At 72.1% G+C, this 18,224-nt stretch carries 15 protein-coding genes; 11 read left to right on the plus strand and 4 right to left on the minus strand.

Annotated elements, in window-relative coordinates:
* Positions 1-66: 66 nt before the first annotated feature.
* The 4 genes from ASD48_RS10995 to ilvD all read left to right on the plus strand — a co-directional run bounded on the left by ASD48_RS10995 (position 67) and on the right by ilvD (position 4,730).
* Positions 67-999, plus strand: coding sequence for a Ppx/GppA phosphatase family protein (locus tag ASD48_RS10995; protein ID WP_057601356.1), 933 nt, complete (start codon positions 67-69; stop codon positions 997-999).
* 172 nt (positions 1,000-1,171) lie between these two features.
* Entirely contained in the window at positions 1,172-2,029 is an 858-nt protein-coding gene (locus ASD48_RS11000) for a sugar phosphate isomerase/epimerase (RefSeq protein WP_057601358.1), read from the plus strand.
* Positions 2,026-2,631 (plus strand): TetR family transcriptional regulator, encoded by a 606-nt coding sequence (locus tag ASD48_RS11005; RefSeq protein ID WP_057601360.1) that lies wholly within the window; start codon positions 2,026-2,028, stop codon positions 2,629-2,631. Before ASD48_RS11000 ends, ASD48_RS11005 begins: the two co-directional genes overlap by 4 nt.
* Before the next feature lie 245 nt (positions 2,632-2,876).
* Positions 2,877-4,730: a dihydroxy-acid dehydratase gene (gene ilvD / locus ASD48_RS11010; RefSeq protein ID WP_057601361.1), complete on the plus strand. Its 1,854-nt coding sequence runs from the start codon at positions 2,877-2,879 to the stop codon at positions 4,728-4,730.
* Positions 4,731-4,990: 260 nt separating this feature from the next.
* Here ilvD and ASD48_RS11015 read toward each other — a convergent pair whose 3' ends face one another.
* Positions 4,991-7,159 carry a serine/threonine-protein kinase gene (locus ASD48_RS11015; protein WP_057601362.1) on the minus strand — a complete coding sequence of 723 codons (2,169 nt, stop codon included), beginning with the start codon at positions 7,157-7,159 and terminating at the stop codon, positions 4,991-4,993.
* Positions 7,160-7,345: 186 nt separating this feature from the next.
* On the opposite strand from ASD48_RS11015, the gene ASD48_RS11020 reads away from it, so the two are divergent.
* From ASD48_RS11020 to ASD48_RS11030, 3 genes are all read left to right on the plus strand, one after another.
* Positions 7,346-7,672 carry an SH3 domain-containing protein gene (locus ASD48_RS11020; RefSeq protein WP_057601363.1) on the plus strand — a complete coding sequence of 109 codons (327 nt, stop codon included), beginning with the start codon at positions 7,346-7,348 and terminating at the stop codon, positions 7,670-7,672.
* 731 nt (positions 7,673-8,403) lie between these two features.
* Positions 8,404-8,976: a hypothetical protein gene (locus ASD48_RS11025; RefSeq protein ID WP_057601364.1), complete on the plus strand. Its 573-nt coding sequence runs from the start codon at positions 8,404-8,406 to the stop codon at positions 8,974-8,976.
* Positions 8,977-9,426: 450 nt separating this feature from the next.
* On the plus strand, positions 9,427-10,203 hold the full coding sequence (locus ASD48_RS11030) for a class I SAM-dependent methyltransferase (RefSeq protein WP_057601365.1): 777 nt from the start codon (positions 9,427-9,429) through the stop codon (positions 10,201-10,203).
* Here ASD48_RS11030 and ASD48_RS11035 read toward each other — a convergent pair.
* Positions 10,167-11,627 carry a SulP family inorganic anion transporter gene (locus tag ASD48_RS11035; protein WP_079073713.1) on the minus strand — a complete coding sequence of 487 codons (1,461 nt, stop codon included), beginning with the start codon at positions 11,625-11,627 and terminating at the stop codon, positions 10,167-10,169. The genes ASD48_RS11030 and ASD48_RS11035 overlap by 37 nt on opposite strands.
* Positions 11,628-12,133: 506 nt before the next feature.
* Between ASD48_RS11035 and ASD48_RS11040 the strand changes: the two genes are divergently transcribed.
* From ASD48_RS11040 to proC, 3 genes are all read left to right on the plus strand, one after another.
* On the plus strand, positions 12,134-13,084 hold the full coding sequence (locus tag ASD48_RS11040; RefSeq protein ID WP_057601366.1) for an ABC transporter ATP-binding protein: 951 nt from the start codon (positions 12,134-12,136) through the stop codon (positions 13,082-13,084).
* Positions 13,081-13,890: an ABC transporter permease gene (locus ASD48_RS11045; RefSeq protein WP_057601367.1), complete on the plus strand. Its 810-nt coding sequence runs from the start codon at positions 13,081-13,083 to the stop codon at positions 13,888-13,890. Before ASD48_RS11040 ends, ASD48_RS11045 begins: the two co-directional genes overlap by 4 nt.
* 309 nt (positions 13,891-14,199) lie before the next feature.
* Positions 14,200-15,012: a pyrroline-5-carboxylate reductase gene (gene proC / locus ASD48_RS11050; protein ID WP_057601368.1), complete on the plus strand. Its 813-nt coding sequence runs from the start codon at positions 14,200-14,202 to the stop codon at positions 15,010-15,012.
* 15 nt (positions 15,013-15,027) lie between these two features.
* On the opposite strand, the gene ASD48_RS11055 is transcribed toward proC, so the two are convergent.
* Positions 15,028-15,615 (minus strand): cysteine hydrolase family protein, encoded by a 588-nt coding sequence (locus tag ASD48_RS11055; RefSeq protein WP_057601369.1) that lies wholly within the window; start codon positions 15,613-15,615, stop codon positions 15,028-15,030.
* 75 nt (positions 15,616-15,690) lie between these two features.
* Between ASD48_RS11055 and ASD48_RS11060 the strand changes: the two genes are divergently transcribed.
* Positions 15,691-16,698 (plus strand): helix-turn-helix domain-containing protein, encoded by a 1,008-nt coding sequence (locus tag ASD48_RS11060; RefSeq protein ID WP_057601370.1) that lies wholly within the window; start codon positions 15,691-15,693, stop codon positions 16,696-16,698.
* Here ASD48_RS11060 and trpS read toward each other — a convergent pair.
* Positions 16,626-17,663 (minus strand): tryptophan--tRNA ligase, encoded by a 1,038-nt coding sequence (trpS, locus tag ASD48_RS11065; protein ID WP_057601371.1) that lies wholly within the window; start codon positions 17,661-17,663, stop codon positions 16,626-16,628. The two genes, ASD48_RS11060 and trpS, sit on opposite strands and share 73 nt — an antisense overlap.
* Positions 17,664-18,224: the final 561 nt, after the last annotated feature.

Consider the following 18,224-nt stretch of genomic DNA (forward strand, 5'->3'; position numbering starts at 1 on the left):
CAGGGTAAGTCGCCAGGGGCCGCTTCGGGGACGGCCGAGGCCCCTGTGGGCAGTAGCGTTCCCTTCATGAGACTCGGTGTCCTCGACGTGGGATCGAACACGGTGCATCTGCTGGTGGTGGACGCACACCCGGGCGCGTGCCCCCTGCCGGCGCACTCGCACAAGGTGGAACTGCGCCTTGCCCAACTCCTCGACGAGGACGGCGCCATCGGCCCGGAGGGCGTCGACAAACTGATCGCCGTGATCCAGGAGGCGCTCCAGGCCGCCGAGGACAAGGGCGTGGAGGACCTGCTGCCGTTCGCGACCTCCGCCGTGCGCGAGGCCAGCAACGCCGACGACGTCCTCGCGCGCGTGCAGGCCGAGACCGGCGTCGAGCTCCAGGTCCTCACCGGCGCCGAGGAGGCCCGGCTCACCTTCCTCGCCGCCCGCCGGTGGTTCGGCTGGTCCGCCGGAAAGCTGCTGGTCCTGGACATCGGCGGCGGCTCCCTGGAGATCGCCTACGGCATCGACGAGGAGCCCGACGCGGCCGTCTCGCTGCCGCTCGGGGCCGGCCGGCTCACCGCGGGCTGGCTGCCCGGCGACCCGCCCGACCCCGAGGACATACGGGCCGTGCGCCGTCACGCCCGCGCGCAGATCGCCCGCACGGTCGGGGAGTTCAAGCGCTTCGGCACCCCCGACCACGTCGTCGCCACGTCGAAGACGTTCAAGCAGCTCGCCCGCATCGCCGGCGCCGCCCGCTCCGTGGACGGCCCGTACACCCAGCGCCAGCTCAAGCGCGAGTCGCTCGAGGCCTGGGTGCCCCGCCTGGCGGGCATGACGACCGCCCAGCGGGCGGAACTCCCGGGCGTCTCCGAGGGCCGCGCCAACCAGCTCCTCGCGGGCGCGCTGGTCGCGGAGGGGGCCATGGACCTCTTCGGCGTGGAGAACCTGGAGATCTGCCCCTGGGCGCTCAGGGAGGGCGTCATCCTGCGCAAACTCGATCACATGGCGTCGGAGTGACGGGATCACATGGCGTCGGAGGGACGGGCCCGCGCGGCGCCCGGCCGTGACAGAGCCCACTCCGCCGCACGGGCGCGGGTCGCGGGGCGTACCCGCACCCGCCCGTGGCGAACACCACAACGGCGGCCGGGGGCCCGGCACCCGGGTGACCGCACCCCGTAACCTGTCCCCCATGGCAGAGCCAGTCGTGCGGATCCCGGATGCGAAGGTCGCCCTGTCGACGGCCTCGGTCTACCCGGAGTCGACGGCGACGGCGTTCGAGATCGCCGCGCGCCTCGGATACGACGGCGTCGAGGTCATGGTCTGGAACGACCCCGTCAGCCAGGACATCGACGCGCTGCGCAGACTCAGCGACTACCACCGGATCCCGATCCTCGCCGTCCACGCTCCCTGCCTGCTCATCACCCAGCGGGTGTGGTCGACCGACCCGTGGACCAAGCTCCAGCGGGCCCGCGCGGCGGCGGAGAAGCTCGGCGCGAGCACGGTCGTCGTCCACCCGCCGTTCCGCTGGCAGCGCCAGTACGCGCGGGACTTCGTGACAGGCATCTGGCGGATGGCCGACGAGACGGACGTACGGTTCGCCGTCGAGAACATGTACCCCTGGCGCTACCGCGACCGCGAGATGCTCGCGTACGCGCCCGACTGGGACGTCACCAAGGACGACTACCGGCACTTCACGATCGATCTCAGCCATGCCTCCACGGCCCGCGCCGACGCGATGCAGATGGTCGACCGCATGGGCGACCGCCTCGGCCACGTCCACCTCGCCGACGGAAACGGTTCCGCCAAGGACGAGCACCTGGTCCCCGGCCGCGGCGCCCAGCCCTGCGCCGAACTGCTGGAACGGCTCGCGCTGACCGGCTTCGACGGGCACGTCGTCATCGAGGTCAACACACGGCGCGCGATGTCGAGCGCCGAACGTGAGGCCGATCTGGCGGAAGCCCTGGCCTTCACGCGACTGCACCTGGCCTCCGCCTCGTCGACGGCTTCGTCGGCCCCGTCGCCCACGGCGAAGGCGCCCCGCCGATGACGGGCGTCACCGCCCGCAAGCGCGGTCGCCCCCCTCGCGCGGAGTCGGCGGACACCAGGGACCTGATCCTGACGGCCGCCCGCGAGGAGTTCTCCGAGCGGGGCTACGACAAGACGTCCGTACGCGGTATCGCGAAGGCCGCCGGCGTGGACCCGGCTCTGGTGCACCACTACTTCGGCACCAAGGAGCAGATCTTCGAGGCGGCCGTCGAGGTCGCCTTCGGGCCCGCGCTGGGAGCCCCGGAAGCGGTCGCCGAAGGCCCGCTGGACCAGGTCGGCGAGCGGCTCGCCCGCTTCGTCCTCGGGATCTGGGAGAACCCCACGACCCGGAAGCCCCTGCTGGCGATCGTGCGCTCGGCCGTGAACAACGACACCGCGGCCGCCGTCTTCCGCCGCCTGGTCGCCACCCAGGTGCTGCGCCGGATCGCCGGCCGGCTCGATCTGCCGGACGCCGAGCTGCGTGCCGAACTGGCGGCGGCGCAGCTGGTGGGCTGCGCGATGCTGCGGTACGTGATCAAGGTGGAGCCGCTGGCCTCGGCGGACCTGGAACTGATCATCGCGCGCGTGGCACCGGTCGTGCAGGGGCACCTGACCGGGCCGTGAGACCCGTTCCCGGTTTGCGGCCCGGTCGGGCGCCCCCGTGACGGGCTCGGACGCGGGCTCGGTGGGGGCTCGGACACGGGCTCGGTGACGGGCTCGACCGGGCTTCGGACCGGGCTTCGGACCGGGGTTCGGAGGTGAGACATGCGTCCCGGTATACGGACACCGTGTCCGCCCCCTGGATGACCGGCGTACGCTCGTTAGCAGTCAGAAGTCTCTGATCGCAGTCTCTGAAGGAGCGAGCGACGATGCCCGAGCTGAGGTCCCGCACAGTCACCCACGGCCGCAACATGGCGGGCGCCCGCGCCCTTATGCGCGCCTCCGGTGTACCCGGTGCGGACATCGGCCGGAAGCCGATCATCGCGGTGGCGAACAGCTTCACCGAGTTCGTGCCCGGCCACACGCACCTCCAGCCGGTCGGTCGGATCGTCAGCGAGGCGATCACCGCGGCCGGCGGCATCCCGCGCGAGTTCAACACGATCGCCGTCGACGACGGCATCGCCATGGGCCACGGCGGCATGCTCTACAGCCTGCCCTCCCGCGACCTGATCGCGGACAGCGTGGAGTACATGGTCGAGGCGCACTGCGCCGACGCCCTGATCTGCATCTCCAACTGCGACAAGATCACCCCGGGCATGCTGAACGCGGCCCTGCGGCTGAACATCCCGACGGTCTTCGTCTCCGGCGGCCCGATGGAGTCCGGCCGCGCCACCCTCGTCGACGGCACGGTCCGCACGCTCGACCTGGTCGACGCGATCTCCGACGCCGTGAACGACAAGATCTCGGACGAGGACATCCTCCGTATCGAGGAGAACGCCTGTCCGACCTGCGGCAGCTGTTCCGGCATGTTCACCGCCAACTCGATGAACTGCCTGACCGAGGCCATCGGCCTCTCCCTCCCCGGCAACGGCTCGGTGCTGGCCACCCACACGGCCCGCAGGGCGCTGTACGAGAACGCCGGGCGCACGGTGATGGACATCACCCGCCGCTACTACGAGCAGGACGACGAGACGGTCCTGCCCCGCAACATCGCCACCACCGCGGCCTTCGAGAACGCCATGGCCCTCGACATCGCGATGGGCGGCTCGACCAACACGATCCTGCACCTCCTCGCCGCCGCCCAGGAGGCGGGCGTCCCGTTCGGCCTGGAGGAGATCAACGAGGTCTCGCGCCGCGTGCCCTGCCTGGCCAAGGTCGCGCCGAACGTGGCGAAGGACCGCACGTACTACATGGAGGACGTGCACCGGGCCGGCGGCATCCCCGCCCTGCTCGGCGAACTGCACCGCGCGGGCCTGCTCAACGAGGACGTGTTCTCGGTCCACAGCCCGTCCCTGGCGGACTGGCTGAAGACGTGGGACGTCCGTGGCGGCTCGCCCTCGCCCGAGGCGGTCGAACTGTGGCACGCGGCCCCCGGCTGCGTCCGCTCCGCCGAGGCCTTCTCCCAGTCCGAGCGCTGGGAGGCGCTGGACGTGGACGCCGAGGGCGGCTGCATCCGCTCCGCCGAGCACGCCTACAGCAAGGACGGCGGCCTCGCGGTCCTGCGCGGCAACATCGCCGTCGACGGCTGCGTGGTCAAGACGGCCGGCGTGGACGAGTCGATCTGGACCTTCGAGGGCCCGGCGGTCGTCTGCGAGTCGCAGGAGGAGGCCGTCGAGAAGATCCTCAACAAGCAGGTGACGCACGGCGACGTCGTCGTCATCCGCTACGAGGGTCCCAAGGGCGGGCCTGGCATGCAGGAGATGCTCTACCCGACGTCCTTCCTCAAGGGCCGGGGCCTCGGCAAGACCTGCGCCCTGATCACCGACGGCCGCTTCTCCGGCGGCACCTCGGGCCTGTCGATCGGCCACGCCTCGCCCGAGGCGGCCTCCGGCGGCACCATCGCCCTCGTCGAGGACGGCGACCGCATCCGCATCGACATCCCGAACCGCACGATCGAGCTCCTCGTCGACGATGCCGAGCTGGCGCGGCGCGACGCGGCCCTCGGCGGCGTCTACGCCCCGAAGAACCGCGAGCGCAAGGTGTCCGCCGCCCTGCGGGCCTACGCCGCGATGGCGACGAGCGCCGACAAGGGCGCGGTGCGGGACGTGTCGAAGCTGGGCTGACACCCGGCAGCCGACAGGTACCCCGCCGGGCAGGCACCCGCCGGGCAGGCACCGAGCGGCAGTCCCCGCCGGGCAGTCGGGCAAGCGTTGCTGTGAGGGCCGTCTCCGCGGTACGGAGGCGGCCCTCGGCGCGTCTCACCGGCTTGCTGTGACCGGTCTGCGGTGACTGGTCCGCGGTGACTGGCGTGTTGTGGCCGGTCTGCCGTGACCGGCCCGGCGCGGCGTCAGGCTGTCACCGGCCCGGCGCCGGCCGTCCGCTCTCACCAGTCCGCCGGGTCCCGTCCGTCCACCGCGAAGACGGTTCCGTCCGGGGCTCCGGCGTAGACCTGGCCGTCGACCGCCTCGGGCGCGGGCAGCGTGGCCACCACCTCGTCCGAGTTGGCGCCGAGCCGCAGCGCCGTCTGGCCGACGAGCTTGCCCTTCTCGGCGTCCACGGCGAGGAGCCGTCCGTCGGCAGCGCTGAAATAGACGTGCTCGCCGTCGGCTGTCGGCACCGAACCACGGCTCACCGCCGTCTGGAGGGACCACACCTCCTTGCCCAGGAGCGTGTCGACGGCCACGAGCGATCCGTCGAAGGCCAGGAGGTAGACCCGGTCGCCCTGCGCGGTGGCCTGCGCCTCCTGGAGCGCGACGCCCAGCTTCACCCGCAGCGACACCTTGTCCTGCGGGGAGTAGCGGACCACGGCGTCGACCGAGCCGTAGACCTCGCCCTGCGACAGCAGGACCAGGCTGCCGTCCGTGGTGCCGACGAGCCGCAGCGTGCCGCTGAGCCGCTCGTCCCAGCGCACCTTCCCGGTCGCGGGATCCACGGCCGTGATCCGGGTGTGCCCGTCGTCCGACGTGCTCACCGCATAGGCGAGCGGGTCCTTCGGGAACGCCGTGAAGTACGGCTCGTTCAGCCCCGGAACGCGCCGGCTCCACACCGACTTCCCCGTCGCGGAGTCCACCCCGGTCACGGTGTTGTCGGCCGCGGTCAGCAACAGGGTGCCGCCGACGCTCCGGACACCCGGACAGTCCGACAGGTCGCGCTGCCAGCGGGTGGCGCCCGACGCCGGATCGAGCGCCTCCATCCGCTTGCCCGAGTGCGTGATCACCTGGGCCAGCCCGCCCGAGAGCACCGGGGCCTGGGTCGGCCCGTCGTCGTCGGTGAGGACGTGCCGCCACAGCACCCGACCGTCGGACGCGTCCAGCGCCGACACCAGTCCCTTCTGGACACAGAGCAGCCGCCGCGCGTCGTAGGTGCACTGGGGCATGCCACCCGTGCCCGTACCGGCACCCGCGCCGGTGCTGTCCTTCGCGGGTCGCGTGCTCCAGGGGCTGAAGGCGGACGACGCGGACTGCGAGCCGCCCGCCTTGCCCCGCGCGTCCCGGCCCGGGTCGTCCTCGCCGGGCAGCTGCGTCGCGAGGACCGCGCCGCCCGAGAGGACGACGACCAGCGCGCCGACCGCGAGGGCCACCCGCCGGCGCCGGCCGCGCGGCCGCACCTCGACCCGGTCCGGTGCGCCCGCGGGCTCCTCCGCCCCCTTCGGCCCCGCCGCGCCCGCCGACCCGGCCTCCTCCAATGCCCGCTGCGACGGTATGAACGCCTGCGTGTCGTACGAGGCCGCCACCGACCGCAGTTCCCGCATCAACTCGTCCGGCGTGGGCCGGTCCTCGGGCTCCTTGGCCAGACAACGCACCACCAGCGGCGCGAGGTTCCCCGGTACGCCGGTCAGATCCGGCTCGTCGTGCACGACCTGGTAGGCGACGACGTACGGGCTGTCGGAGTCGAACGGCCCGCGTCCCGTCGCCGCGTGCACCATCACCGACCCGAGCGCGAAGATGTCGGCGGCCGGACCCACCTCCCGCGGCCGCCGGAACTGCTCCGGCGCCATGAAGGGCGGCGTACCGATCAACTTGCCGGTCTCGGTGCGCAGTTCGCTGTCCTTCGGCCGGGAGATACCGAAGTCGATGACCTTCGGTCCGTCCTCGGCCAGCAGGACGTTGCTCGGCTTCAGGTCCCGGTGCACGACCCCGACGCGGTGGATGTCCCGCAGCGCCTCCGCGAGCCCGGCCATCAGCCGCCGCAACTCGCCCGAGCGCATGGGCCCGTGCTCCTTCACCTGCTCGGCGAGCGTCGAGCCGGGAATGAACAGGGTTGCCATCCAGGGCCGTTCGGCCTCCGGATCGGCGTCGACGACGGGGGCGGTGAACGCCCCGCTCACCCGCCGAGCGGCGGCCACCTCCTGCCGGAAGCGGCCCCTGAACTCGGGATCCCGGGCGAACTGGGCATGGACGACCTTCACCGCGACCTTCATCCCGGAGGTGCTCCGGGCCAGGTGCACCACGCCCATGCCACCGGAGCCCAGACGTTCCTCCAGGCGGTAGTGGCCGGCGTATTCCGGAAGTTCCGCTTCCGCGCCCGCCCCGGTGTTGCGCTGTGGCGTCATGGACCAACCACCCCCGTGCTGTTCAACCGCGCGCGCGACGCACGGAGCCTAGTCGATGAGTCGTACGGGACAGAGGCGGCTTGCTAGCCTCCGTGTGCGAATCCTGCACATGTGTTTCATTGCATGTTTTGGGGGAATCAACGTGACCCCATGTCAGTCATGGGGTTCGACGGGGGAGGATTTTTCATGTCTGTTGACCGTGTGGAAGTGGAAGAGGTCGCGAACGGCGGGACGGCGGAGGCCGTAGCGACGGCCGCGGCGGCCCTCACGTACTACCCGATCGCGCCGGGCGTCCGGCTGAACGTCCGCAGCGGCCCCGGTACGGGCTACCCGGTCGTCAGGGTCCTGGCCGAGGGCACCAAGGTCCCGATCTTCTGCCAGACCCCGGGCACCTCGGTGTCCGGCCCGTACGGCACGACGAACATCTGGGACAACATCGCCGACAGCCAGTTCGTCTCGGACGCGTACGTACGGACGGGCAGCGACGGCTACGTGGCCGCCCACTGCGCCTGACGACAGCCGGCCCCCGGCCCCGGAGCCGGACTCGGCCGCGGAGCCGGACTCGGCCCCGGCCCCGGCCCCGGCCCCGGACTCGGCCCCGGATCAGGACCCGTGTCCGTACCCGGAGCCGGAGTCCTGATCAGGACCCGTACCCGTGCCCGGAGCGGGACCTGATCAGAACTCGAACCGGAGCGATCACGAGCCGGATCAGGGCCGAGCCCAGGGCTCGGATCAAGACCCGAGCCCTGATCCGAGCCTTGGCCCGAGTCGTAGCCCGAGTCTTGGTCCGAATCTTGGTCCGAATCTTGGTCCGAGGCGCAACCTCGGACCAGGACTCGGCCAGGCCCTCGCGGGCCCTGGCCTTCGACCGGGCCTTCGCGGGCCCTCGGGGACCCTGGCCTTCGACCGGGTGACTCGGTGACCCCGGCCTCGGACCGGGCCTCGGGGATCCCGGCCATCGACCGGGCTGGCCTCGGATCGGCCTTCGACCGGCCTTGGACCAGCCTTTGACCGGGCCCTCGCGGGCCCTCGGGGACCTTGACCTTCGACCGGGTGACTCGGTGACCCCGGCCTCGGACCGGGCCTCGGGGATCCCGGCCATCGACCGGGCCGGCCTCGGATCGGCCTTCGACCGGCCTTGGACCAGCCTTCGACCGGCCTGGGATCGGCCTGGGATCGGCCTCGGCCCGGTCCAGGAGCAACCCGCCCGGGAGCCGGCGCCCGCCCGGAGCCATAATCGTCCCGTGAGCGACGAAAACGGCACCCCGGGCACTTCGGCGGGCTCCCGTGACACCTCGACCGGTGCGGCGAGCACCCCCGCCGGCCGGTCGGGAAGCCCCGCCGGCACCGGGCCCCGCCCGGAGCCCCTGCGCTTCTTCGGCACCACCTGGGTGGACCACGACCCCGGCCTTCGGGGCTACGCGGCCCGCCGCATCGCCGTAGCCGTCGGCTCCCTGGCCGCCGCCGTCGTCTCCTGCCTCGTCCTGCGCTTCGCCTACGACGGCATCGCGATCGCCGACCTGGGCAGCTTCGTGACGCTGCTGGTCGTCGTGATGTTCGCGGTCTGCACCGCACTCGCCTTCCGCCACACCTGGGAAGGCTTCACCAAGCGCCCCGACCCCGACCGCCAGGCCTCCCTGCGAGGTCTGCTCGCCGTCGGCTTCGTCGGCTCGCTGCTCGCGTACTTCTTCCGCAGCCTCACCGAGGCACCCGGCGAGAGGCTCCACCGCGAGGAGTACGACACGGCACGCGAACAGTACGAACGCCGCTCCACCCGCCGCACGGGCAACCCGTCGAAGAAGCGCCGCCGCAACTGACCTCCCCTCCCCGTGCCGGTGCCGGTGCCCGTGCCCGTGCCGGTGCCACAGGGCAGCCGGGCTAGTGGACGGACCGTGTCGCCGCAGCCGCCCCTGTCCGCAGGCCCGGTCCGCGGTCCCGCCGCGCAGGCACTGGTCCGCAGTTCCGGTCGGCAGGCCCCGCCGCGCAGCTCCGGGCGGCTTTGCCGCGCAGGTCTGGTCCGCAGTTCCGGTCCGCAAGCCCGCCTCCCAGACCTGGTTCCCAGGCCCGCCCCGCAGATCCGGTCCCAGGCCCGCCCCTCCAGACCCGGTCCGTGGACCCAGCAGCCTCCGGACCCGGCCCACAACCCCGCCCCCCAAGACTCGATCCACCCCCCCAGGCCCACCACCCCCCAGGCCCGATCCACCCCCCAGGCCCACCCCCGACCCGCCCTGTTCCCCTTCCCTCCCGCCTCCCGCCACCATGGCCCCATGACGTCCTCCTCCGACACCCCCGGGCACACCACCCGAGCCCACTCCTTCAACTCCGCCGCGGCCCAGTACGCCGCCAACCGCCCCTCCTACCCGACCGCCCTCCTCGACACGATCGAGGATCTCGCCGGGCACCCCCTCGCCGGGGCTCGGGTCGCGGACGTCGGAGCCGGCACCGGCATAGCGACCGCCCTCCTGCACGCCCGCGGCGCCGACGTCATCGCCGTCGAGCCCGGGGACGGCATGGCCGCGCAGTTCCGCAACGCCCTGCCCGACGTGCCGATCGTCCGGGGCGACGGCAACCACCTCCCCCTGGCCGCCGCCTCCCTCGACTTCCTCACCTACGCCCAGTCCTGGCACTGGACCGACCCGGCCCGCTCGGTCCCCGAGGCCCTGCGCGTCCTGCGTCCGGGCGGCGCTCTGGCGCTGTGGTGGAACACCGACGCCCTCGACGTGCCCTGGCTGGCGGAGGCGGCCCGGCGCATCGACCGGTACTTCGGGGAGAGCATCCCCGCGAACACCAAGAACGTGGACGCCCGCGTCGTCGACCCCACGGGCCGCCTCGGACTGACCCGCCGTGAGGTCCGCTGGAGCCGCCGCGTCCCCGTCGACACGCACCTGGCCAACATCGGCAGCCACTCGCTGTTCCTGGTCCACGGCGAGGAGGAGAGCACCGCCTTCCTCGCCGAGGAGCGCGACCACCTGATGCGGGCCTTCCCCGAGGGATACGTCGAAGAGGTCTACGACGTCGTCCTGCTGCTCGCGACCAGAGCCTGACCGCGCGCGCCGGCCCATCCCGCCAGCGCCGCCGCACACGCGTGGTCCACATGCCGCAGCCCGCCCAACTCCAGCCGCACCGCGCGGTCGTGCGGCAGCGCGTCCAACGCGTCCAGGAGCTTCGGCAGCCGCAAGAACGTCGCATGCCCCCGTACCCGTACGACGAGCCCGTCGTCCCCCCTGTCCTCCGCCTCGACGTGCACATGGCTGATCTCCCACGCCGTCTTCGCCACGGCCAGCGCCAGCCCGACCACCACCCCCTCGAACAGGTCGCCCGTCACGATCGCCACCGCCGTGACCCCGAGCACGACGGCCTCCGCCCGTTGCCCGCGCCACAGCTTCCGTGCCTCTCGCCAGGGCACCAGCTTGCAGCCGACGTACACCAGCAGCCCGGCGAGTGCCGCGACCGGAACGGCCCCCAGCACCCCGGGCAGCGCCGCCGCGAACAGCAGCAGCCACACCCCGTGCAGCACCCGCGACGCCTTGCTCCGCGCGCCCGCCAGCGCCCCCTCGGAGACGACACCTCCCCCTCCCGCGACCGCGCTCCGCACGATGAGGGTCGTCATCGGCAGCGCGCCCAGCACCCCGCACACGGCGTTGCCCGCGCCCTGTGCCATCAACTCCCGGTCGTAGTCCGTCCCCCGTCCGTCGGGCAGCCGGTCCACCGCGGCGCCGAACAGCGACTCCGCCGACGCGATCAACGCGAACGCCACTACGGTCCCGATCACCCCCACTTCCGTCAGCCGTCCGAGATCCGCCGCCCCCGGCACCCGTACGGCATTCCACAGCCCCTGCACCTGGACCCGCCGCACCTCCAGGTCGAACATCCACGTCACGCCCATGGCCGAAGCCACCGCGACGAACGGCGCCGGAACCCACCGCGCACCGCGCCGCCAACGCCCCCACAGCAGCAACACGACCATGGTGGCACCCCCCACTGACAACGCCACCGGATCCAACCGCCCGGGCAGCGCCCCCAACCCGGCGAGCCGGTCGAGCCCGCCCGAGGGCGCGGCCGCGTCCCCGAGGGCGTACACCTGCCCGGCGACCAGCACCAGTCCGATCCCGGCGAGCATGCCGTGCGCGACGGCCACCGACACGGCCCGGAACCACCGGCCCAGCCGCAGCGCACCGAGCCCCACCTGCACCAGCCCGGCGGCGAGGACGAGCACGCCGAGCGCCGCCACGCCGTAGCGCTGTACGGCCTCGTGGACGAGCACGGTCAGCCCCGCCGCCGGCCCGCTCACCCGGAGGCTGCCGCCGGGCAGTGCCCCGACCACCAGCCCGCCGACGACACCGGTGATCAGCCCCAGCTCGGCGGGCACACCGGAGGCCACGGCGATGCCCATACACAGGGGGAGCGCGACGAGGACCACGACGAAGGAAGCGAACAGATCAGCCTTGCGGACACCACGGAGCAACACGGCGGCACCTCCAGGAGGAAACGGGAGATGCGTGGGCGCGCCGCGCCGGGGGAGGGCGCGGCGACTGAGCTGCGCGGACCGGAGCGAGGGGGAACCAGCCCGTTGGCCCGGAAGCGCATGAATTCCATTGTCAGTTGAAACGTCCGGCCGGACGGGAGGTTCCTGTGGTGACCCGGTGAACACGGAAGCGAAGGAGCCGGAACCTCCACTTCCAACATCACCCCCACGCGCCTGCGCCGCCCCCACGCGCCTGCGCCGCCCCCACGCGCCTGCGCCGCCCCCACGCGCCTGCGCCGCCCCGGCACGCCTCCCGCCCGGGCGCGCCCCCGCCACCTCCCCGCCCGGCACGCCTCCGCCACCCGGCGCGCCCGCACCACCCCCGAGTCCCTCATGAACCATGAACCGTCCCCCAGCGGCGAGCCGCGCGCCTCTCCCCACTCGCCCCGCCCTCCCCGCAAGCCGATGCCGCTTGACGCCCCAGCGCACCCGGGAGCATTATTCATCGCATGATGAATTTTAACCGGAGCTCGCGCCCACCCGGCGAGGACCCGACGCAGGCCCCGCAGGCCCCGCAGACCTCACCGGCCGGGCCTGCCGGACCCGCCGCGCCCGCCGTGCGAGCCGAGAACCTGACCGTCGTCCGAGGCCCCCGCACGGTCCTGCGCAGCCTCGACTTCACCGTCCCCCGCGGCCAGATCACCGGCCTGCTGGGCCCCTCGGGCTGCGGCAAGTCGACTCTCATGCGCTCGATCGTCGGCACCCAGGACAAGGTCACCGGCACCCTCGACGTCCTCGGCCGGCCCGCGGGCCACCCCGCCCTCCGTACCCGCATCGGTTACGTCACCCAGGCCCCCTCCGTCTACGACGACCTGACGATCCGCCAGAACCTCGACTACTTCGCAGCGATCCTCGACCCGGGTCGGGCGGCAGCCGACCGCCGCCACGAGAACGTCACCCGGGCCATCGCCGACGTCGACCTCACCACCCACGCCGACGCCCTCGCCGGCAACCTCTCCGGCGGCCAGCGCAGCCGCGTCTCGCTGGCCGTGGCGCTCCTGGGCACCCCGGAACTCCTGGTCCTCGACGAACCGACCGTCGGCCTGGACCCGGTCCTGCGCCGCGACCTGTGGAACCTCTTCCACGAGATCGCAGCCACTCGGGGCGCGACCCTGCTGATCTCCTCCCACGTCATGGACGAGGCCGAGCGCTGCCACCGCCTGCTGCTCATGCGCGAGGGCGAGATCCTCGCCGACGCCACCCCCGAGGCCCTGCGCACCCGCACCGGCGCCGACACGGTCGAGTCGGCCTTCCTGCACCTGGTGGACGCGGCGACAGAGGCAGCCCGCACGAAGGAGACCTCGACCGAGGAGGCCCGCACGAAGGAGACCTCGACGAAGGAGACCTCGACGAAGGAGACCTCCACGAAGGGCACCCGCGCGAAGGAGACAACCCGATGACCACGACCACGGGCACGACCACGCCCACCACCCCGGCTCCGGTCCCCGCACCGATCACCACCAGCGCCCTGAGCCTCTCCCGCACCACCGCCACCGCGGCCAGGGTCCTGCGCCAGCTGCGCCACGACCCCCGCACCATCGCGCTGCTGCTCCTCATCCCCTGCGTGATGCTGTTCCTGCTCCGCTACGTCTTCGACGGCAGCCCGCGCACCTTCGACAACATCGGCGCGTCCCTCCTGGGCATCTTCCCGCTGATCACGATGTTCCTGGTCACCTCCATCGCCACCCTGCGCGAACGCACCTCGGGCACCCTCGAACGCCTCCTCGCCATGCCCCTCGGCAAAGGCGACCTGATCGCCGGCTACGCCCTCGCCTTCGGCACCCTCGCGATCATCCAGTCGGCCCTGGCCACCGGCCTGGCGGTCTGGTTCCTCGACCTGGACGTCACGGGCAGCCCCTGGCTCCTCCTCCTGGTCGCCCTCCTCGACGCCCTCCTCGGCACCGCCCTCGGCCTCTTCGTCTCCGCCTTCGCGGCCTCGGAGTTCCAGGCGGTCCAGTTCATGCCGGCGGTGATCTTCCCCCAACTCCTCCTCTGCGGCCTCTTCGCCCCCCGCGACACCATGCACCCGGCCCTGGAAGCCGTCTCCGACGTGCTCCCCATGTCCTACGCGGTCGACGGCATGAACGAGGTCCTCACCCACACCGACATGACGGCCACCTTCGTACGCGACGTCCTCATCGTCGGCGGCTGTGCTCTGCTGGTCCTGTGCCTGGGAGCGGCAACCCTCCGACGCCGCACAGCGTGACCGTCCAACCTGTCCAACCCAACCAGCCCAACCAGCCCGTTCAGCCCGTCCGGCGTTCGAGAACGAGACCGTCCAGCCGGAGGCGGTCCGAGGCACAGCCCCCAGGGACAGGAAGGACAGGCAGGACAGGCAGGACAGGACAAGGGGAAGGGCAGAGGCGGCGGGGCGGGAGCGGGAGCAGGGGCGGGAGCGGGAGCGGAGCGGGAAAACCGCAGTCCGCCCACCGGACACCCGGACCGACCCCCCACCCCCGGTGCGAGGATGACCCCGGACGACGGACGACGCACACCTCCGGAGGACCCTCCAGCCATGACCCAGAAAGTCGCAGTCCTCGGCACCGGCAAAATCGGCGAAGCCCTCCTCAGCGGCATGATCCGAGGCGGCTGGCCCCCCGCCGACCTCCTCGTCACCGCCCGCCGCCCGGAACGAGCCGAAGAACTCCGCACCCGCTACGGAGTCACCCCCGTCACCAACGCCGAGGCCGCCAAGACCGCGGACACCCTGATCCTCACGGTCAAACCGCAGGACATGGGCACCCTCCTCGACGAGCTCGCCCCGCACGTCCCCGCCGACCGCCTGATCATCAGCGGAGCCGCCGGCATCACCACGGCCTCCATCGAGGAGCGTCTCGCCGCGGGCGCCCCGGTCGTGCGCGTCATGACGAACACCCCCGCCCTCGTCGACGAGGCGATGTCCGTCATCTCCGCCGGCACCCACGCCACCGCCGCCCACCTCGCGCACACCGAGGAGATCTTCGGCGCCGTCGGCAAGACCCTCCGGGTGCCCGAGTCCCAGCAGGACGCCTGCACCGCCCTCTCCGGCTCCGGCCCGGCGTACTTCTTCTACCTGGTCGAAGCCATGACGGACGCCGGCATCCTGCTCGGCCTGCCCCGCGACAAGGCCCACGACCTCATCGTCCAGTCCGCGATCGGCGCCGCGACGATGCTCCGCGACAGCGGCGAGCACCCGGTCAAGCTCCGCGAGAACGTCACGTCCCCGGCCGGCACCACCATCAACGCCATCCGCGAACTCGAGAACCACGGCGTACGGGCCGCGCTGATCGCAGCCCTCGAGGCCGCCCGCGACCGCAGCCGCGAACTGGCCTCCGGCAAGAAGGACTGAAGCCGCCCGGGGCGGTCAGGAACCGGCCGCCCCCACGAGCTCCCCGGTCGTCACCACCCGCGCGAACCCGCCGCCGTGCAGGGACACCGCCGCCGCCTGCGCGAGCTCCTCCGCACTCCGCCGCCAGCCGAACGGACCCTCCAGGTCGAACGTGTACGTCGCGTCGTACGCGAACACCACGTCGTACCCGAGGTTTCCGCCCATGCGCGCCGTCGTCTCCGCGCACATGTTCGTCTGGATCCCGGCCACCACGATCTGCGAGATCCCCTCCGCGGCCAGCCAGGCGCCCAGATCCGGCGTTCCGAGAAACGCCGAGTTCACCGTCTTGGTCAGGACCAGCTCGGCCCCCGAGCCCTTCCCGCGCCGCTCCTCCACGTACTCCTTGAAGTCGTTCCCCTCATACCCCAGCCGCAAGGGCGACCCCGGCTTCACCGAGTCGTGCCGCACGAACACGACCGGCCGCCCCGTCGCCTGCCATACGTCGATGAGCGCGGCGATGTTGTCGTCCGCCCCGGGATTGTTCCGCGTCCCCCAGAAGTCCAGCTCCTCGAAGCCCTTCTGCACATCGATGACCACCAGCGCTGCGTTCTCCGCGATATCCATGGCGCCGATCCTGCCGCCGGAACCCCTCGCACCCCAGCAGGCCGGAAGACAGCGATCGATGATTTACTGCCAGCCATGAAGCCTGCGTACCGGGTCGCCCTCGTCGCCTTCCCCGGCATCCGTGCCTTCGACGTCTCCGTCATCACCGAGGTCTGGGGCACCGACCGCACCGACCGCGGCGCCCCCGCCTTCGACCTGCGCCGAGTCGCCACCGACAGCGCCTCCGTCCCGATGCGCGGCGGCCTGGCCCTCGCCCCCGACCGCACCCTCGCCTGGCTCTCCCGAGCCGACCTGATCCTCGTCCCCGGCCTGGACGACCACCTCACCCCCGCACCCGCCCCCGTCCTGGACGCCCTCCGCCGCGCCCACGCCCGCGGCACCACCCTCGCGGCGCTGTGCGGCGGAGCCTTCACCCTCGCCCAGGCCGGCCTGCTCGACGGCCGCCGAGCGATCACCCACTGGGGCCTGATCGAACTCCTCCGCACCCGCCACCCCCGGGTCACCGTCGTTCCCGACGCCCTCTTCATCGAGGACGACAACATCTGGACCGCGGCCGGCACGGCAGCGGGCATCGACCTCTGCCTCCACCTGGTCCGCCGCTCCCACGGCGCCGAAGCGGCCGCTACCATCGCCCGTTCGATGGTCACCGCCCCCTTCCGCACCGGCACCCAGGCCCAGTTCATCGAACACCCCACCCCGCGCACCGACCGGGACGCCGACACCCTCGCCGCCATACGCGACCACGCCCTGCGCCACCTGCACGAACCACTCACCGTCGCCGCACTGGCGGCGCGCGCCGGCATGTCCCCCCGCAGCTTCGCCCGCCACTTCACGGCCGAGACCGGCGCGACCCCCCTGCGCTGGCTCCTCGACCAGCGCATCGCCGCGGCCCAGAAACTTCTCGAACGCACCGACCTCCCCATGCCCGAGGTCGCCCGGCGGGCCGGCTTCGGCAGCGAGGTCACGATGCGCCAGCACTTCGCATCGCGCCTCGCCACCAGCCCACGCGCCTACCGCACCGCGTTCAGCACCCGATCGGCCACCGGCTCCGCCGCGGGCGGAAGCAACCCGATCGCGCGATAGGCGCTGTCCACGACCGGCCGAGCCATCGCCCGGGCCCTCGCCGCCCCGTCCCGCAGCACCTCGTCCACATGGACGGGATCCGCGCACAGCTCCCGGTGCCTGGCCTGCACCGGTCGCAGGACCTCGACGACCGCGTCGGCCGTGTCCTTCTTCAATGCGCCGTACGACCCGTAGGCACCGGCCAGCGCTTCGGGCTCGCCGCCCGTGCACGCGGCGAGGATCTCCAGCAGATTGGCTAGCCCCGGCCGCTCCTCCCGGTCGTACACGACCTCCCGCCCACTGTCGGTGACGGCCCGCATGACCTTCTTGCGCACCACATCGGGCTCGTCCAGCAGATAGACGATCCCCGGCCCGAAGTCGTCGCTCTTGCCCATCTTCGACGCCGGCTTCTGGAGGTTCATCACCCGCGCCGCCACCGCCGGATGCGTGGCCTTCGGTACGACGAACGTGTGCCCGTACCGCTGGTTGAACCGCACCGCCAGATCGCGCGTCAGCTCGACATGCTGGGCCTGGTCGTCACCGACCGGCACCTCGTCGGCCCCGTAGGCGAGGATGTCCGCCGCCATCAGCACGGGATAGGTCAGCAACGAGAGCCGCACACCGCCCCCGCGCTCCCGCTCGCGCCCGGACTTCTCCTTGTACTGGATCATCCGCCGCATCTCGCCGTCCGTGGCCACGCACTCGAGCAGATACGACAACCGCGCGTGTTCGTCCACATGACTCTGTACGAACAGGGTGCACAGCCGTGGATCCAGTCCCGCCGCCAGCAAGAGCGTCACCGCCTGCCGAGTGAGCCGACGCACCCGCGCCGGATCGTGCTCCACGGTCAGCGCGTGCAGATCGACGACGCAGAACAGCGAGTCCGCCCGGTGCTGGTCGACCTCGGCCCACTGCCGCAGAGCGCCCAGGTAGTTCCCCAGCGTCAGATGTCCGGTCGGCTTGACCCCGCTGAAGACCCGCTTCATCTCTCCACCTCCAGGTCGAGACCGCCACTCCGGCCGGCCGACCCCCTGGAACCCTGGAGGGGGAAACGAGAACGGCCGCCGAAGCGGCGGCCGTTGAGTGCATACGTGAGCACGGCCGCCGTCAGGCGGCCCACCACAGCTGGGTGCACGTACGCGTAGTCATGTCCGTGAGACTACGCCTCAGGGGTGCCCGAGGGACATGAGTTGACACACCCCGACCCGATACGTAGTGTTCTCCGAGTTGTTCGACGTGAGCGCCGACTCCGGTCGGTCCCCGAACAGCCATTCCGCAGGTACCAACCACTTCTCGACACGCAGTCGATTCGTCTGCCGTCGTGTCGTTGTCGTGTGTATTCGCGAAATGAGGAATCCGCGTTCGAAAGGACGCAGGGCCCCGATTGGCTTCGGGGGCCGGGAATCCGCTAAAGTCTCACTCGTCGGAACGGCCCAACAGCCGGGAAGGCAAACCCCCGCTGACTGGGAATCAGGCCCGAAAGGATCTGATAGAGTCGGAACCGCCGGAAAGGGAAACGCGAAAGCGAGAACCTGGAAAGCACCGAG

It is taken from the genome of Streptomyces sp. Root1310, assembly GCF_001426425.1.
In the GTDB taxonomy this organism is placed as follows: domain Bacteria; phylum Actinomycetota; class Actinomycetes; order Streptomycetales; family Streptomycetaceae; genus Streptomyces.

Coding starts and splice junctions, on each gene's coding strand:
- ASD48_RS11020 (WP_057601363.1), top strand. CDS start 7,346: ATGTCTGTTGACCGTGTGGAAGTGGAAGAGGTCGCGAACGGCGGGACG.
- ASD48_RS11045 (WP_057601367.1), top strand. CDS start 13,081: ATGACCACGACCACGGGCACGACCACGCCCACCACCCCGGCTCCGGTC.
- ASD48_RS11015 (WP_057601362.1), bottom strand. CDS start 7,159: ATGACGCCACAGCGCAACACCGGGGCGGGCGCGGAAGCGGAACTTCCG.
- ASD48_RS11005 (WP_057601360.1), top strand. CDS start 2,026: ATGACGGGCGTCACCGCCCGCAAGCGCGGTCGCCCCCCTCGCGCGGAG.
- ASD48_RS10995 (WP_057601356.1), top strand. CDS start 67: ATGAGACTCGGTGTCCTCGACGTGGGATCGAACACGGTGCATCTGCTG.
- trpS (WP_057601371.1), bottom strand. CDS start 17,663: ATGAAGCGGGTCTTCAGCGGGGTCAAGCCGACCGGACATCTGACGCTG.
- ASD48_RS11000 (WP_057601358.1), top strand. CDS start 1,172: ATGGCAGAGCCAGTCGTGCGGATCCCGGATGCGAAGGTCGCCCTGTCG.
- ASD48_RS11040 (WP_057601366.1), top strand. CDS start 12,134: ATGATGAATTTTAACCGGAGCTCGCGCCCACCCGGCGAGGACCCGACG.
- ilvD (WP_057601361.1), top strand. CDS start 2,877: ATGCCCGAGCTGAGGTCCCGCACAGTCACCCACGGCCGCAACATGGCG.
- proC (WP_057601368.1), top strand. CDS start 14,200: ATGACCCAGAAAGTCGCAGTCCTCGGCACCGGCAAAATCGGCGAAGCC.
- ASD48_RS11030 (WP_057601365.1), top strand. CDS start 9,427: ATGACGTCCTCCTCCGACACCCCCGGGCACACCACCCGAGCCCACTCC.
- ASD48_RS11055 (WP_057601369.1), bottom strand. CDS start 15,615: ATGGATATCGCGGAGAACGCAGCGCTGGTGGTCATCGATGTGCAGAAG.
- ASD48_RS11060 (WP_057601370.1), top strand. CDS start 15,691: ATGAAGCCTGCGTACCGGGTCGCCCTCGTCGCCTTCCCCGGCATCCGT.